The organism is Leclercia sp. M-A074-M (assembly GCF_965195605.1).
GTDB lineage: Bacteria > Pseudomonadota > Gammaproteobacteria > Enterobacterales > Enterobacteriaceae > Enterobacter.
Map to the genome: position 1 here is coordinate 15227 of NZ_CBDAHM010000001.1, position 14874 is coordinate 30100.

Genomic DNA, 14874 nt, shown 5'->3' on the forward strand with positions numbered 1-14874 from the left:
TTGGATATAAGCGACTGGATCACACTTCTGCTAACCTTGCGCCAACAAGGTCGGACTGATACCGATCTGATATTAAATCAGGAGAACGGGGATGAATTTTCCATTAATCGCGAACATTGTGGTGTTCGTCGGCCTACTGCTGTTGCTGGCGCAGGCGCGTCATAAACAGTGGAGCCTGGCTAAAAAAGTGCTGGTCGGTCTGGTCATGGGCGTGGTCTTTGGCCTGGCGCTGCAGGCCATTTACGGTTCCAGCAATCCGGTACTGAAAGAGTCTATTCAGTGGTTTAACATTGTCGGCAACGGCTACGTCCAGCTGCTGCAGATGATCGTCATGCCGCTGGTCTTCGCCTCTATTCTGAGCGCGGTTGCCCGTCTGCATAACGCCTCCCAGCTGGGGAAAATCAGCTTTCTGACCATCGGTACGCTGCTGTTTACTACGCTTATCGCGGCGCTGGTCGGTGTGCTGGTCACCAACCTGTTTGGCCTGACGGCAGAAGGCCTGGTGCAGGGCACCGCGGAGACCGCGCGCCTGACCGCCATCGAGACCAACTATGCGGGTAAAGTGGCGGATCTCACCGTTCCGCAGATGCTGCTCTCCTTTATCCCGAAAAACCCGTTTGCCGATCTGACCGGGGCCAACCCGACGTCTATCATCAGCGTGGTAATTTTTGCCGCCTTCCTGGGCGTAGCTGCCCTGAAGCTGCTGAAAGATGATGCGCCGAAAGGCCAGCGCGTACTGACCGCCATCGATACCCTGCAGAGCTGGGTGATGAAGCTGGTGCGTCTGGTGATGCAGCTGACCCCGTATGGCGTTCTGGCGCTGATGACCAAAGTGGTTGCGGGCTCGAACCTCCAGGACATCATCAAGCTGGGTAGTTTCGTGGTGGCCTCGTATCTCGGTCTGGGCATTATGTTTGTGGTTCACGCCATTCTGCTCAGCGTAAACGGCGTCAGCCCGCTGAAATACTTCCGCAAAGTGTGGCCGGTACTGACCTTCGCCTTTACCAGCCGCTCCAGCGCCGCCTCCATTCCACTGAATGTGGAAGCGCAGACCCGTCGTCTGGGCGTGCCGGAATCGATTGCCAGCTTCTCTGCCTCCTTCGGTGCAACGATTGGCCAGAACGGTTGTGCGGGTCTCTACCCTGCCATGCTGGCGGTGATGGTTGCCCCAACGGTTGGGATTAACCCGCTGGATCCGGTCTGGATTGCGACCCTGGTGGGGATTGTCACCGTGAGCTCTGCCGGTGTGGCCGGTGTGGGCGGCGGCGCAACCTTCGCGGCACTGATTGTTCTGCCTGCGATGGGTCTCCCGGTAACGCTGGTGGCTCTGCTGATCTCCGTTGAACCATTGATCGACATGGGGCGTACCGCACTAAACGTCAGCGGCTCCATGACCGCCGGGACGCTGACCAGCCAGTGGCTGAAGCAGACCGACAAAACTATCCTGGCAAGTGAAGATGACGCGGAGCTCGCGCACCGTTAATCGCCTTCTGAGTTAAAAAAAACCGCCTTCAGTAATGACGGCGGTTTTTTTATCTCTGTTAATCCTCAACCTCTTCATCCTGACGGACCTGTAGCGCCCAGCGCTGGGCTGATTCCGGTACGGTAAAAGCTGGAGAACGACGAAAACGCTCCCCGATCAGCACAAAGGCCACATATTTGCCGCGTAACAGCCAGACGTCACGAAAGCCATCCATTTTGGTGGCATGTTCTGGCGGCGCAGGTTCAACGCGAGGCTGGTAACTGATCACAGGGCGGTTTTGTTGGCGAAGAGGTTTCATAAGCAGCAGTTTCACTAAACAAGCATAAAAATCAGCAAATTCTTATCATAGCCGATTGCCCCTCCTGCGTCGCGCCTCACGTGTCTTATGCAACATAAGCTCTGACCTTAGATCGGCCTTTCACCCGGTTTATAACCCGTAATGTTCTATAGTTATTGAGTTTTGACGCAAAAACGGCCGCATTTCAGCAATGAAAAGGAGACGAGTGCAATGTCGCAAAATGATAAGACCCATAAACCTGAACAATCCCCGCTTCACGATGCCAGCGAAGCGAAACCCGGAATGGACTCGCTGGCCCCGGCAGACGGTTCTCACCGCGCAAGTCCAGTCCCTACTCCGCCAGGCCAGGAGCCGACGGCTCCCGGCAGCATGAAGGCACCTGATACCGGCAACCAGAAACTGAATGCGCTGGAGGGGGTTCGCAAAGGGGGGGAAAACTTCCCGTTGACCACCAACCAGGGTGTGCGTATCAGTGACGATCAGAACTCCCTTCGTGCCGGTACGCGCGGTCCCACCCTGCTGGAAGACTTTATCCTGCGGGAGAAGATCACCCACTTTGACCATGAACGTATCCCGGAGCGCATCGTACACGCCCGCGGCTCCGCCGCACATGGCTATTTCCAGCCTTACAAAAGCCTGAAAGAGATTACTAAAGCCGATTTCCTGTCGGATCCGGATAAAATCACGCCGGTTTTTGTACGCTTTTCCACGGTACAGGGCGGCGCAGGTTCCGCCGACACGGTGCGCGATATTCGCGGTTTCGCCACCAAGTTTTACACTGATGAAGGCGTTTTTGATATGGTGGGCAACAACACACCGATCTTCTTTATTCAGGACGCACACAAGTTCCCCGATTTTGTTCACGCCGTAAAACCGGAACCTCACTGGGCTATTCCCCAGGGCCAGAGCGCACACGATACCTTCTGGGATTACGTGTCGCTGCAGCCGGAAACCCTGCACAACGTGATGTGGGCGATGTCCGACCGCGGCATTCCGCGCAGCTACCGCACCATGGAGGGCTTTGGCATTCATACCTTCCGGCTGATTAACGCCGAAGGCAAAGCCACCTTTGTGCGCTTCCACTGGAAACCGGTCGCCGGTAAAGCCTCGCTGGTATGGGATGAGGCGCAAAAGCTCACCGGGCGCGATCCAGACTTCCATCGCCGCGATCTGTGGGAATCCATTGAAGCGGGCGACTTCCCGGAATTTGAGCTCGGTTTCCAGCTGATCCCGGAAGAGGACGAGTTCAAGTTTGATTTTGATATCCTCGATCCGACCAAGCTCATTCCCGAAGAGCTGGTGCCGGTTCAGCTGGTGGGCAAAATGGTGCTCAACCGTAACCCGGACAACTTCTTTGCCGAAAACGAGCAGGCCGCGTTCCACCCAGGGCATATTGTCCCCGGGATGGACTTCACCAACGACCCATTACTGCAGGGGCGTCTGTTCTCCTATACCGATACGCAAATCAGTCGTCTGGGCGGGCCTAACTTCCACGAGATCCCAATCAACCGACCAACCTGCCCGTACCATAATTTCCAGCGGGACGGGATGCACCGCATGGAGATCGACACCAACCCGGCGAACTACGAGCCAAACTCGATCAACGACAACTGGCCGCGCGAAACGCCGCCGGGGCCAAAACGGGGCGGATTCGAGTCCTATCAGGAGCGCGTGGAGGGATCGAAGATCCGCGAGCGTAGCCCCTCTTTCGGTGAATACTATGCCCATCCGCGCCTGTTCTGGCAGAGCCAGACGCCCGTTGAGCAGGATCATATTGTGGGCGCCTTCAGCTTTGAGCTGAGCAAAGTGGTGCGGGCCTATATCCGCGAGCGGGTGGTCGATCAGCTGGCCCATATCGATATCACGCTGGCCCAGAAGGTGGCGGACAATCTGGGCATCACCCTTACCGACGAGCAGCGTAACCTGGCTCCGCCGCAGGATGTGAACGGCGTACAAAAGGATCCCTCCCTCAGCCTGTATGCAGTTCCTGGCGGCGATATCAAAGGCCGTGTGGTGGCGGTATTGCTGAACGATACTCCACGGGCCAGCGACGTGCTGGCGGTGCTCCAGGCGCTCAAGGCCAAAGGCGTCCATGCCAAACTGCTCTATTCGCGCATGGGTGAAGTCACCGCCGATGACGGCTCGGTACTGCCAGTGGCGGCCACCTTCGCCGGTTCACCGTCGTTGACCGTCGATGCGGTCGTCGTGCCGTGCGGCGATATTCAGAGCCTGCTGAATAACGGCGACGCGGCTTACTATCTGCTGGAAGCGTACAAGCATCTCAAGCCGATTGCGCTGGCTGGCGATGCCCGTCAGTTTAAGCCGCTGCTGAAGGTGGCAGATCAGGGCGAAGAGGGTATCGTCGAAGGCGATACGGCTGCGGGTGCATTTATGGATGAACTGACGTTGCTGATGGCGGCGCACCGGGTATGGTCGCGCAGCAGTAAGATTGACCAAATACCTGCGTAAAAAAAGCCGGGTGGCGCTTGCGCTTACCCGGCCTACGGTTCCGTGTAATTTGCTAACCGGATAAAACCCGGCGCAAGGTTCCATTGAATTTGTAGGCCGGGTAAGGCGAATCCGCCACCCGGCATTTCCTCACAGATCCCCGAACGTTCCCAGACGATACCCGCGCTCGGCAATCACATACTTCAGCGACGTCGAGGTCAGCACCTCCATCTCCGTCAGTCGTGGCCAGCAGTAAGCGCTTTTACGGATCGTATTGTCGATAAAGGCCGGATGCGCCATCACCTCCAGCGACCGCTCTCCCTGCTGTACGGACCTGTCCAGTACGCTTAAAAACAGCGCTTCACTGATTTCATCGCCATAAAATGCGCTACTGAAACCGTCCGTCGTGGGCGGCAGATCGCCCCCCATTTCGCCGGGCATGTCGACCTGACGATCCACACGCAGCGCCACCCCTTTGCGGCGGGCAAACTCGGCCACCAGCGGGAAGATGGCCGGGATCATATGCACGTGATGATGGCTGTCGATATGGGTCGGTTCGCGCCCGAAGAGATCGACGAAGCGATTGAACTGACAGTCCAGTTCGCGGGCGATCTCCTCCAGGGGTAACGTCCCCTCCTCTGCCCTCTCCCAGATCCATTTGCCCAACACCCCCTCCCGGGTCAGCCCTGGCATAGCGGTTAGCGGCATACCAAGGGTCAGAACAAAGTGCATGCCCACGCCCAGATCGGGCAGATCCCGGCTGAGCGCCGCGGCGTGCTCAATGGCTTCACCGTTCACCATCGCGGTGGTGGAGGTCACCACGCCGTGCCGACAGGCTTCCACGATGCCGTAGTTCTGCCCTTTTGAGAGGCCAAAATCATCGGCATTGACGATCAGCAGATATTCCATAGCGATCCCTCTTAGTGCTGCTCGCTTTTCAGTTTATCGATCGTGGCGGCGAAATTCGGCAGCCATTTTTCATGGGCCAGGATCAGATCCCGCGCCAGCTTCTCGGCATCACGATCGGAGTGCACCAGCGGGCTCAGGTTCAGCGCCAGCAGCACGTCGTTCAGCTCGCCGCTGATGGCCGCCTGGCTTGCCGCCACTTCAAAGCCCTTGATGGTGTGGATGAGGCCCATCACTTTATCATCGAAATGGGTCAGTCGCGGATGTGGCTTCGCCCCGTCACGGCCCAGGATGCAGGTCATCTCCACCGCCCAGTCCGCCGGGATGTTATCGATGTGGCCGTGGTGCGGCACATTGACGTAGTGTTCCGCCTGCTTGTCGTTGTAGATAGCGTTGATCACTTCGCAGGCCGCATCGGAGTAGTATGCTCCGCCGCGCTGCTCCAGCTCTTTCGGCTTCACGTCCAGATCCGGGTTCTTATAGAGCTCGAACAGCTGTTTTTCCACCTTCTGCACCACCTGCGCGCGGGCACCGCCTTTGTAGTATTCGCCCATCTCGATCGCCAGCATCTCTTTCAGCTTGAAGTAGTAGAGCAGATAGGAGCATGGCAGCAGATTCAGGGAGCGGATCAGCCCTTCGCTAAACGGCAGGTCAAAGATGTTCTTCACCGAACTTGCTTTCAGAGTGCCGCTGGCAACGCCATCCAGCAGCTCCGGGAAACGTGATTTGCCGTTGACCAGGACATCCTTGATAAAGACCATGTGGTTCAGGCCAAACAGGTCGATAGAGAGGTCGTCGTTGTCGGTCAGGGCCAGCACGTCGTGAATAAACATCTTCATGCCGATAGGGATATTGCAGACCCCAATGAAGCGTTTGAACCCGGTATGGCGATAGACCGCTTCGGTGACCATCCCGGCCGGGTTGGTGAAGTTAATCACCCATGCCTGGGGGCAGATCTCCTGTACATCTTTAATGATGTCGAACACCACCGGAATGGTGCGCAGCCCTTTGAACAGGCCGCCTGCACCGTTGGTCTCCTGGCCCAGATAGCCGTAGCTCAGCGGGATACGCTCATCCAGCTCGCGCGCTTTCAGCTGGCCGACACGCAGCTGCGTCGTCACGAAATCGGCATCTTTCAGCGCCTGACGACGGTCGAGGGTTTTATGCACGGTCATCGGCACACCCGCTTTTTTCACCATACGCTGGCACAGGTCGAAAATAATATCGAGCTTCTCCTGGCCCTCGGCCACGTCAACCAGCCACAATTCGCTGACCGGCAGTTCATGATAACGCTTAAGGAAGCCTTCCAGTAATTCCGGGGTGTAGCTGCTTCCGCCGCCGATGGTCACTACTTTAAGTTTCTTTTGCATAATATTCTCCCTGGAGATCCGCTTTTTAAGTATAGCGATCCCGTCCCATTTATATTGGGCAAGCCTGTTAATCGATATTCCCGGCGGTAAACCCGCCGGACGTTAATTAATAACTGTGAGGTTTTTCCGGTAGCTGTTAGGGGTAAATGAGGTCAATTTCTTAAAGGTTTTAATAAACAGACTCGGACTGCTATAACCGGATTCGTAAGCAATATCCGTCACCGAATAGTTGGTGATTTCCAGCTGTTTTCTGGCGAAATTGATCCGTATTTCATTAATAATCTGCATCGGCGTTTTCTGGTAATAACGCTGGGTGGCACGGGTCAGGTATTCCTGGGATTTTCCCGACAGCGCCACCATATTTTCCAGCGCGTTTTCACCAAAACGCAGCTTGTCATGCATCGATTCAACGGTCGTGCGCAGCCATTGCGGAATATCGTCGGATGCCTGCTGCTCTTCGCGATAATGGCGTAGCCGATTGACGACGTAAAAGGTCACCGTTTCAATAAATTCATCGAATTCATTGTCGCGGAAGTTGAGTGAGGCAATAACAGTGTCGATCCAGTTCAGGAATTCACTTTTAACGTGATAAACCTGCGATGCAACAAAGCAGAACGGCAGCAGCGGCGAGTAGTGGGTTTCGAAGAAGCGTTTACTGATGCCGACGTTGAGAATGCGCGTGGCACCAAAATCGTAAAAGCTCTGATGGTGAGAACCCATCGGGATAAAAACAAAATCCCCACGCTCCAGCAGCACCCGCTTGCCGTTGATCTCCTGGAAATAGCGGCCGGTCAGCACGATGGTGAACTCATAGTAGTCATGCTGATGCAGACCGCTGATGCTCTCCACCTTGTTGTAGATAAAGACATGAAAATTTTTACCATTAAACAGCTGTTGTTCCCGGGCGGTAGTGATTTCCATGGCGCTGACCTCCTGCTATCAGTCTGACCTACTGCATTTTCTCATGAAGTTCGATGAGTTCCGCCACCAGCTCACGCGCCAGCATGGAGGTCATCAGATGGTCCTGAGCATGTACCAGCACCAGGCTGACCTTCATTTTACCTTCACCCTGATCGCTTTCGATCAGTTTTGTTTGCACCAGGTGCGCTTCATTGAGCGCGGTGCGCGACTGGGCCATCATCTCTTTCGCGGTGTCGAAATCGCCCTGCTTGGCTTTTTTCAGCGCCGCGTACGCCAGGCTGCGCGCCTGACCGGAGTTGATGATAAGCCCCATCACCACTTCTTCAAGATCGTTCTCTGCGACCTCTTCCGCTTCTGCAACTACATTCTCTAAATCAAACATGTTTTCTCTCCTGTAGTGACGCGGGTCGCCCCGCGTCATACGACATCAGAATTTCAGTGCGAGGGCGATATCCTCTTCGCTCTCTTCTTCATCAATGGTGGTCTGGGCTTTATTGGCGATGGCAACGAATGGCATATAGAGCAGGGTTGCCACACCCAGGTTAAATATCGCCAACAGGAAGGCCGCTACGCTGCCGTTGGTGTTGAAGAAGGCGCCCAGACCGGCTGGCATGGTCCACGGTGCAATGTTAGTGACCGGCGGGATGATGCCCAGGTAGTAAGCCGTCAGGGTAATGGCCGCCAGCAGCGGCTGCACCAGGACGAACGGAATAAACATCACCGGGTTCATGATAATCGGCAGACCGAACAGGATGGGCTCGTTAATCTGGAAGATGCCTGACGGCAGGGCCAGCTTCGCCACCTGACGATGATCCGCACGACGGGAGGTGATAAATACCGCGATGATCAGGCCCAGCGTTGCCCCGGTACCGCCCAGGAAGATGTAGGAGTCCAGCATCGGTTTCGCCCACACGTGGAAGGTTTTACCGGCCGCCAGCGCTGCGTCAACGGAGCCGTACTGCTGGTAGAGCGCCACGTTTTCCAGCGCCCATGGGGTCATGATGCCGCTGTCCAGCGCAGCCAGCGCCAGAGAGCCGTGAACACCGAAGAACCAAAGCAGGGAGGTGAAAATCACGTAAGCCCAGCCTACCACGCCTCCCATGGATGCCAGCGGTGTGGAGATGGTGTCCATGATGATCTGGTGGAAGTTGGTGCCCCAGTGTGAGAGCGCCCAGGCGATAGTCCCCATGATGGAGAGAATAATGAAGCCCGGGATCAGCGCCGAGAACGAGCGCGATACCGATGCCGGAACGCTGTCCGGTAAGCGAATCACCCAGTTGCGTCGAATAATAAAGGTGAACATCTCCGCCACCACCAGACCGATCACAATGCCGGAGATGATGTTTGCCCCGCCCAGCCAGTTGGCGCCCACTGCGTAGGCTTCGCCCACGCTGTAAGGGGTGACGGTCATAAACGCAGCGACAGATAATAAACCGGCGGCCAGTGAGTCGACTTTACGCTCTTCTGCCAGCGCCATCCCGATAAAGAAAGGTGCCATCAGCGACATAATACCCAGCGTACCGTTGTACACATTGCCGCCGATGGCCTTGAAACCATTTAATGTTTCAATAGTTGAGGGATCTAAACGCACGCCTAATGAATAGAAAAATGAACCATCACCGAAGCTAAGAAAAACGTTGTTAATTAAAACGAACATGGCCCCGGCCAGTGTTAACGGCATTACTTTAATAAAACCGTTTTTAATGGCGTTGACATGCGGTTGCTTTCCTATTTTAACTGCAAAAGGAAGGAGTACCTTTTCAAGCGCAGCAATAAATCTACTCATAGAAAATACCCTTAAATGCCGCAATAATATTGCGGCGTAAATGTGTGAAATTGCTCTTTGACGGGAAAAATAAAAATTAAATTAATTAGCAGCTTTTTTAATCGCCGCTACTGCAGCTTTAAGAACACCCAAACCATCCACTTTGCCGTACAGGGCAGAGTCGATCACTTCAACCGGTTTATTCGGTAACAGACGCTGAATTTCTGGCAACATATAGGCAATTTGCGGCCCCAGCAGTACCACATCGGCACTGGTGCCTTTTTCGCCTGCCAGCGTTTCCGGGAAGGCTTCAATGATAACCGGAACTTCGTACTTCTCGGCCTGCGCGCGCATCTTTGACACCAGCAGTGACGTTGACATGCCTGCTGAGCAAAACAGATAGATATGTTTCTTTTCCATAATGACTTCCCTCTTATATAGCCACCGCGTTAGCTGCGACTTCAGCACCGTTACCGGGCGTTCTTCTCGCAGGCTGGTCTGATGGGATGAGTATACGGCAAGCGATAAGGCTGTGGTAATCCAGGATGTTTTGGAATTGTCTCTCATTGACCTGCGGTTATGACAACCTTCACATTTCAGGCAAATAATTCGCGATAAGAAATAAGATTATAGGGGGGATAAAGAAAAACCGGCCAGTTGGCCGGTTTGGATCTGCTCAGGCAAAAGGGTTATCAGGCTTTAGGTGCCTGCGGATCGGTGTCATATTCCGCGCAGGTCTGGTAGCCAGAGTTCATAACGTGACCTGTGTCATCTAATGCAACAAAATAGGTTTCGGTTTTACCATCCCGTTGACCCAGGATATAGGTCTGGCAAGTACCGCGAGCGTGGATCATCGTCACTTCAGAGGATGGCTTACCGGCCAGCTGCTCGACCTGAGCGCGGCTCATCCCTTTCTTAACATCTTTGACCACAGGCTCTTTAAACTGATCGGTTGTGCGGTCATAAGCGGTACAGCCCGCCAGTAAAGTCAGTACAGCCGCTGCGCCTAACATTCCTGCTACGTTCTTGTTCATATTCCGTCCTCTTGTTTATCAGCGTGTTAAGTAAGCCTGGAATAGAAAACCACATTTTTCAACCTCAAGCGTGACGGCAAAGTTTTTTCGGAAAATTCCGGCAAAACAAAAATAACCTGCTAAATCGCTCTATTTCGCTCCATTCAAATTTGTGATCCTTGTCGTTTTACCCATCACAGGTTAGCTTTAACAGTACATTCATCAGGCAAATTTGTGTAACGGAGGGGCTAGATGGCTCTGCAACAAGAGATTATCCAGGCACTGGGTGCAAAACCCACTATCAACGCGGAAGAAGAGATTCGCCGTAGCGTCGATTTTTTGAAATCCTACTTAACCCGCTTCCCGTTTCTGAAAACGCTGGTGCTGGGCATCAGCGGCGGTCAGGACTCTACGCTCGCCGGGAAGCTCGCCCAGATGGCGATCAACGAACTGCGTGCCGAAACGGGGAATAACGACCTGCAGTTTATCGCGGTGCGCCTGCCCTACGGTGTGCAGTTTGACGAGCAGGATTGTCAGGATGCCATCGCGTTCATCCAGCCCGATCGCGTGCTGACCGTCAATATTAAAGAAGCGGTGCTGGCCAGCGAAAAAGCGCTGCGCGAGGCGGGCATTGAGCTGAGCGATTTCGTCCGCGGTAACGAAAAAGCCCGCGAGCGCATGAAGGCGCAGTACAGCATCGCCGGGATGACCAGCGGCGTAGTGGTGGGGACAGACCATGCGGCAGAAGCCCTGACCGGCTTCTTCACCAAATATGGCGATGGCGGTACCGACATTAATCCGCTGTTTCGTCTCAACAAGCGCCAGGGCAAACAGCTGCTGGCCGCGCTGGGCTGTCCGGAGCATCTGTATAAAAAAGCCCCTACCGCAGATCTGGAAGACGATCGCCCTTCCCTGCCTGACGAAGCTGCGCTGGGCGTGACCTATGAAAATATTGATGATTATCTGGAAGGTAAGACGCTGGACGAAGGCACCGCCCGCATTATCGAAGGCTGGTACCTGAAGACCGAGCACAAACGTCGCCCGCCGATCACGGTGTTTGACGACTTCTGGAAAGCGTAATCTGACGGGGCGGCTTATGCCGCCTCTTTTTTAACCGCACCACTGCTGCTACACTGTATGCCTGAACAGTATCAGGAGTATGTTGTGAGCAGGCGTCAATCGGCACCGCGGCTTGAATTTGAAGCGGCAGCAATCTATGAATATCCCGAACATCTGCGCCCGTGGCTTGAGGCACTCCCCAGGCAGCCAGGCGTCTACTTCTTTCATGGCGAAAGCGATGCCATGCCGCTTTATATCGGCAAGAGCGTCAATATCCGCAGCCGGGTGCTGTCGCATCTGCGCACGCCGGACGAAGCCGCTATGCTGCGCCAGTCCCGGCGCATCACCTGGACGCAAACCGCGGGCGAGCTGGGCGCCCTGCTGCTGGAAGCGCGTTTAATCAAGGAGCAGCAGCCGCTGTTCAATAAACGATTACGTCGCAACCGCCAGCTCTGCTCGCTGCAAATCACCGAGGGTAAACCGCAGATCGTCTATGCCCGCGAGGTCGATTTTTCGCATACCCCGAACCTGTATGGCCTGTTCGCTAACCGCCGGGCGGCGCTGCAAACCTTACAGACGCTGGCCGACGAGCGACAGCTCTGTTACGGCCTGCTGGGGCTGGAGTCGTTAAGCCGCGGGCGGGCCTGTTTCCGCTCCGCCCTGAAGCGTTGTGCAGGGGCGTGCTGCGGGAAAGAGAGCGTGGAGGAGCATCAGCAGCGGCTGGTTGAAGGGTTGCAGGCGATAGGCGTCACCTGCTGGCCGTGGGACTGCGCCGTGGCGCTGAAAGAGTCGCGCCCGGAGATGACCCACTACCACATTATCCATAACTGGCTCTGGCTGGGCGCGGTCGAAAGCCTGGACGAGGCGGCGGAACTGCTGCGCACGCCCGCCGGTTTTGATCAGGATGGGTATAAAATACTCTGCAAGCCGCTGCTGGCGGGCAAGTATGAGATCATTCCGCTCAGTGGCCCGGAAGCCAGAAAATCTCGCTGAACAGCAGGGTGCCCTCGTCCTTAAGCAATCGCAGGGTATGGTCGCCTTCATGCCAGTACGCCCCCTGATCGGCGGTCAGCAGTTTATCACCCAACTGCCAGGCGCCGCTCAGCACAAACACCACGCCGCCGCGTGACGCGAATGTCGTGAAGGTGCGATCCGCCACCCGCACCTTAGCCCGGCAGCAATCCCGGCGGGTCATGATGTTAAAGTCCATCGACATCTGCCCTTCCAGCAGCTGCGCCTTGACCGGCAGTTCTCCGGCAAAGCTGAAGGGTTGATGACGCCGCAGCGTGTGATTAAACGCCTTTCCACCATCCAGCTGCACTTCTCCCCCTTCCAGCAGGGTGATCACCCGATCAACACCGGGGGAAACAGAAAAATCACCGTTGCTGGCAAGGGAGGCAATACTGGCGCGCCAGTTAAAGTCCCGGGTTGCAGGAGGGAAACAACATATTTCGCGCGTCTCTCCCGCGCCGTTGCGCCAGAGGTTAACCGGCATTTTGCGGATATCGAAGAATTCCATCACCACTCCAAATGGCGCAATACGCGCCAAAGCACCCCGCCCAGGGCGGTCGCTTTTTGTTTGTTATCGTTAGGTCGCTGCAGAACAGTATCGGCAGATGTGCGGGTGGGCCTTAGTCTGACGACGAAAAAAGTAACGTCAGAAATTTCAAACACATTCTGCAAATCGATAACAGGAGAATACCGGGATGGCGGCGGCTGGCAAGAGGCTGGAAAAGAAAAAACCGCCGGACCTGCCCACAGCAAATCTGCTTGAGTGGACAAGACTCCGGCGGTCTTGAATAGCTGAACCGATTATTCGGCTGAGGTGGTCATTTTACCTTTCGCCGCGGAACGTTCTGTCAGACGCTTCTCAAAATTGGCATTAAACTGCTTTTTCTGTTCCGGGGTAAGGATGTTGTAAATCTTGTTCTGGGTTTCCATGTGCGCCAGCATGCGGGCTTTATGCTGCTCGGCCATCTTATCAACCTGCGCTTCGGCCTTCGCTTTATCGAAGGCGTCGCTGGCGATGATGTCATGCATTGCGCGGCGCTCTTCTACCGGCGGACGCTTCATCTGCTCGCGCTGGCTTTTCATGATGTCGCGGATCTGCTCTTTCTGCGCATCCGTCAGGTTCAGGTCTTTAAACATCATGTCGTGATGCATGCCCGGCTTACCTTTGTGATGCATCATTTTGCCTTCGGTCGGTGCAGCCGTGGTGGTGGTGGCGGTATCAGCGGCGAACGCCGCGCTGGTAGCGCCCAGAGCCAGGGTAGAGGCAACAAACAGTGCAGTTAATTTACGCATAATTTTGTCCTTCCTTTCAGTTATTCTTCGGCGCTATGCCGTGTTGACGAGATTAACTTTACGGGGTTTATCGTCAATTAGTCAGAGCAACGGTAAAACAGTGAAAGTGTAAAAAACAAATTATCGTCAAATATGGAGAAAATAAGGATAAAGCGTGGAGAGTTGAAACAAAAATATGCATGCAGATGATTTTAAAGAGATTGTGGAGAAGTATACCGACAAACAGATTAATAATAAAGCAAACAACCAGGAATAATCCGTAATAAAACGGCAGTCGAGTGAAATGGCTGAGAAAATAAACAACCCCACCGCGTTACACAGATGGGGTCAGGTAATTTTCAGGCAACTTTTTCCAGCATCAGCCCGGCGCGCAAACCAAAGGCCACGGCGGGGTTCGGGAAAAGAACATACTCGGTTGGCTTTTGTACTTCATAGCGTTCTTCGCCATCCTCTGCCAACAATACCCCCTGGCGGAACGGCGTAAAGTTCAGGGTATGACTCGCCATGTGCAGCACAAAGGCCTCGCTGCGGCGGGTGATCTGTTGCACCACCCGATACTGCGCCACGGGCCCGGCATGGGACGTCGATACCTCACCACACAGCAACGCGCGCAGCGCCTGATGGGTGGTGGCAAAACGCGTTAAATCGTTATGCCCGAACGGCAGCGCTTTTCCCAGCTCCAGGGTGCAGGCCAGCGCCCCAAAGCGTTCGCAGGTGAAATGGGTGAAGGTACCGCCGGGTGCCTGATGAAAGACCAGCGCCTCCAGCCCGGCATCCGCCAGCCACTGAATAAACGCCTCATCCCAGGGCTGATTGCGCTGGGGCAGCACGCCAAAGCGCTCATGATACGAGGCGCGGATGGCGGTATGCAGATCCAGATGCCAGCGATCGGAACCCGCCTGCCGGTAAAAGGCCGCTAACAGATCCTCCAGCAGCGCCGCCCGTTCGGTCTCCTCGCAGGCCGGGAACTGCGTCCCGCGCCCGCTGAACAGGCGATTGATATCGCAGGTCAGGTAGCGCTTGCCGGCTCGCAGCGCCGGAGGATTCCCGTAGATAATCAGCAGACGGCAGCGCAGCGAGAGTTCGCCGCGAAAGAGCGCCCTGACCAGCAGGTCGACAATCTCCACCGGCGCCGTTTCGTTGCCGTGTATCCCGGCAGAGAGCACCAGGGCTCGCTCGCTGTCTGCCTCCGGGACGAGCTCCAGCACGCCGCGTGCCAGCCAGCGCCAGTGAAACGAAGCCCCTTTACCCTCCCGTCGGGCGGGCGTTTCATTCGCCATGGTCAGCGCCAGAAAATTATCCATAAC

Annotated in this window: 15 protein-coding genes; 4 read left to right on the plus strand and 11 right to left on the minus strand. The window is 55.4% G+C overall.

Going from position 1 to position 14874, the window contains the following annotated elements; genetic code table 11:
* Positions 1-91: 91 nt before the first annotated feature.
* Positions 92-1483 (plus strand): L-cystine transporter, encoded by a 1392-nt coding sequence (locus ACOKCT_RS00105; RefSeq protein ID WP_156654354.1) that lies wholly within the window; start codon positions 92-94, stop codon positions 1481-1483.
* Positions 1484-1541: 58 nt separating this feature from the next.
* Here ACOKCT_RS00105 and cedA read toward each other — a convergent pair whose 3' ends face one another.
* A complete protein-coding gene (gene cedA, locus ACOKCT_RS00110) occupies positions 1542-1796 on the minus strand; it encodes a cell division activator CedA (protein WP_103179292.1) in 255 nt (84 codons plus the stop codon).
* Between the two features lie 195 nt (positions 1797-1991).
* On the opposite strand from cedA, the gene katE reads away from it, so the two are divergent.
* A complete protein-coding gene (gene katE, locus ACOKCT_RS00115; RefSeq protein WP_420193027.1) occupies positions 1992-4250 on the plus strand; it encodes a catalase HPII in 2259 nt (752 codons plus the stop codon).
* Between the two features lie 129 nt (positions 4251-4379).
* Here the strand turns inward: katE and chbG are convergent, their stop codons facing one another.
* The 7 genes from chbG to osmE form a co-directional block, all read right to left on the minus strand.
* Positions 4380-5138: a chitin disaccharide deacetylase gene (gene chbG / locus ACOKCT_RS00120; protein WP_214421870.1), complete on the minus strand. Its 759-nt coding sequence runs from the start codon at positions 5136-5138 to the stop codon at positions 4380-4382.
* Between the two features lie 11 nt (positions 5139-5149).
* Positions 5150-6505: a 6-phospho-beta-glucosidase gene (locus ACOKCT_RS00125; RefSeq protein WP_103179289.1), complete on the minus strand. Its 1356-nt coding sequence runs from the start codon at positions 6503-6505 to the stop codon at positions 5150-5152.
* Positions 6506-6607: 102 nt separating this feature from the next.
* Entirely contained in the window at positions 6608-7426 is an 819-nt protein-coding gene (chbR, locus tag ACOKCT_RS00130; protein ID WP_214421869.1) for a transcriptional regulator ChbR, read from the minus strand.
* A gap of 28 nt (positions 7427-7454) precedes the next feature.
* Positions 7455-7808, minus strand: coding sequence for a PTS N,N'-diacetylchitobiose transporter subunit IIA (gene chbA / locus ACOKCT_RS00135; RefSeq protein WP_103179287.1), 354 nt, complete (start codon positions 7806-7808; stop codon positions 7455-7457).
* Positions 7809-7853: 45 nt separating this feature from the next.
* Positions 7854-9212, minus strand: coding sequence for a PTS N,N'-diacetylchitobiose transporter subunit IIC (chbC, locus tag ACOKCT_RS00140; RefSeq protein ID WP_103179286.1), 1359 nt, complete (start codon positions 9210-9212; stop codon positions 7854-7856).
* An 81-nt stretch (positions 9213-9293) separates the two neighbouring features.
* Positions 9294-9611, minus strand: coding sequence for a PTS N,N'-diacetylchitobiose transporter subunit IIB (gene chbB, locus ACOKCT_RS00145; protein ID WP_103823836.1), 318 nt, complete (start codon positions 9609-9611; stop codon positions 9294-9296).
* Between the two features lie 272 nt (positions 9612-9883).
* Positions 9884-10225, minus strand: a complete 342-nt coding sequence (gene osmE, locus ACOKCT_RS00150; RefSeq protein ID WP_103179284.1) for an osmotically-inducible lipoprotein OsmE — start codon at positions 10223-10225, stop codon at positions 9884-9886.
* Between the two features lie 231 nt (positions 10226-10456).
* Here osmE and nadE point away from each other — a divergent pair, with 231 nt between their 5' ends.
* Both nadE and cho read left to right on the plus strand, forming a co-directional pair.
* Positions 10457-11284: an ammonia-dependent NAD(+) synthetase gene (gene nadE / locus ACOKCT_RS00155; RefSeq protein ID WP_103179283.1), complete on the plus strand. Its 828-nt coding sequence runs from the start codon at positions 10457-10459 to the stop codon at positions 11282-11284.
* Positions 11285-11368: 84 nt separating this feature from the next.
* A complete protein-coding gene (cho, locus tag ACOKCT_RS00160) occupies positions 11369-12256 on the plus strand; it encodes an excinuclease Cho (RefSeq protein ID WP_168192013.1) in 888 nt (295 codons plus the stop codon).
* Here the strand turns inward: cho and ves are convergent.
* The 3 genes from ves to astE all read right to left on the minus strand — a co-directional run bounded on the left by ves (position 12225) and on the right by astE (position 14871).
* Positions 12225-12782 (minus strand): environmental stress-induced protein Ves, encoded by a 558-nt coding sequence (gene ves / locus ACOKCT_RS00165; protein WP_159339079.1) that lies wholly within the window; start codon positions 12780-12782, stop codon positions 12225-12227. The two genes, cho and ves, sit on opposite strands and share 32 nt — an antisense overlap.
* 293 nt (positions 12783-13075) lie before the next feature.
* Positions 13076-13567: an ATP-independent periplasmic protein-refolding chaperone Spy gene (gene spy, locus ACOKCT_RS00170; protein ID WP_420193028.1), complete on the minus strand. Its 492-nt coding sequence runs from the start codon at positions 13565-13567 to the stop codon at positions 13076-13078.
* Between the two features lie 338 nt (positions 13568-13905).
* Positions 13906-14871 carry a succinylglutamate desuccinylase gene (gene astE, locus ACOKCT_RS00175; RefSeq protein WP_420193029.1) on the minus strand — a complete coding sequence of 322 codons (966 nt, stop codon included), beginning with the start codon at positions 14869-14871 and terminating at the stop codon, positions 13906-13908.
* Positions 14872-14874 lie beyond the last annotated feature (3 nt).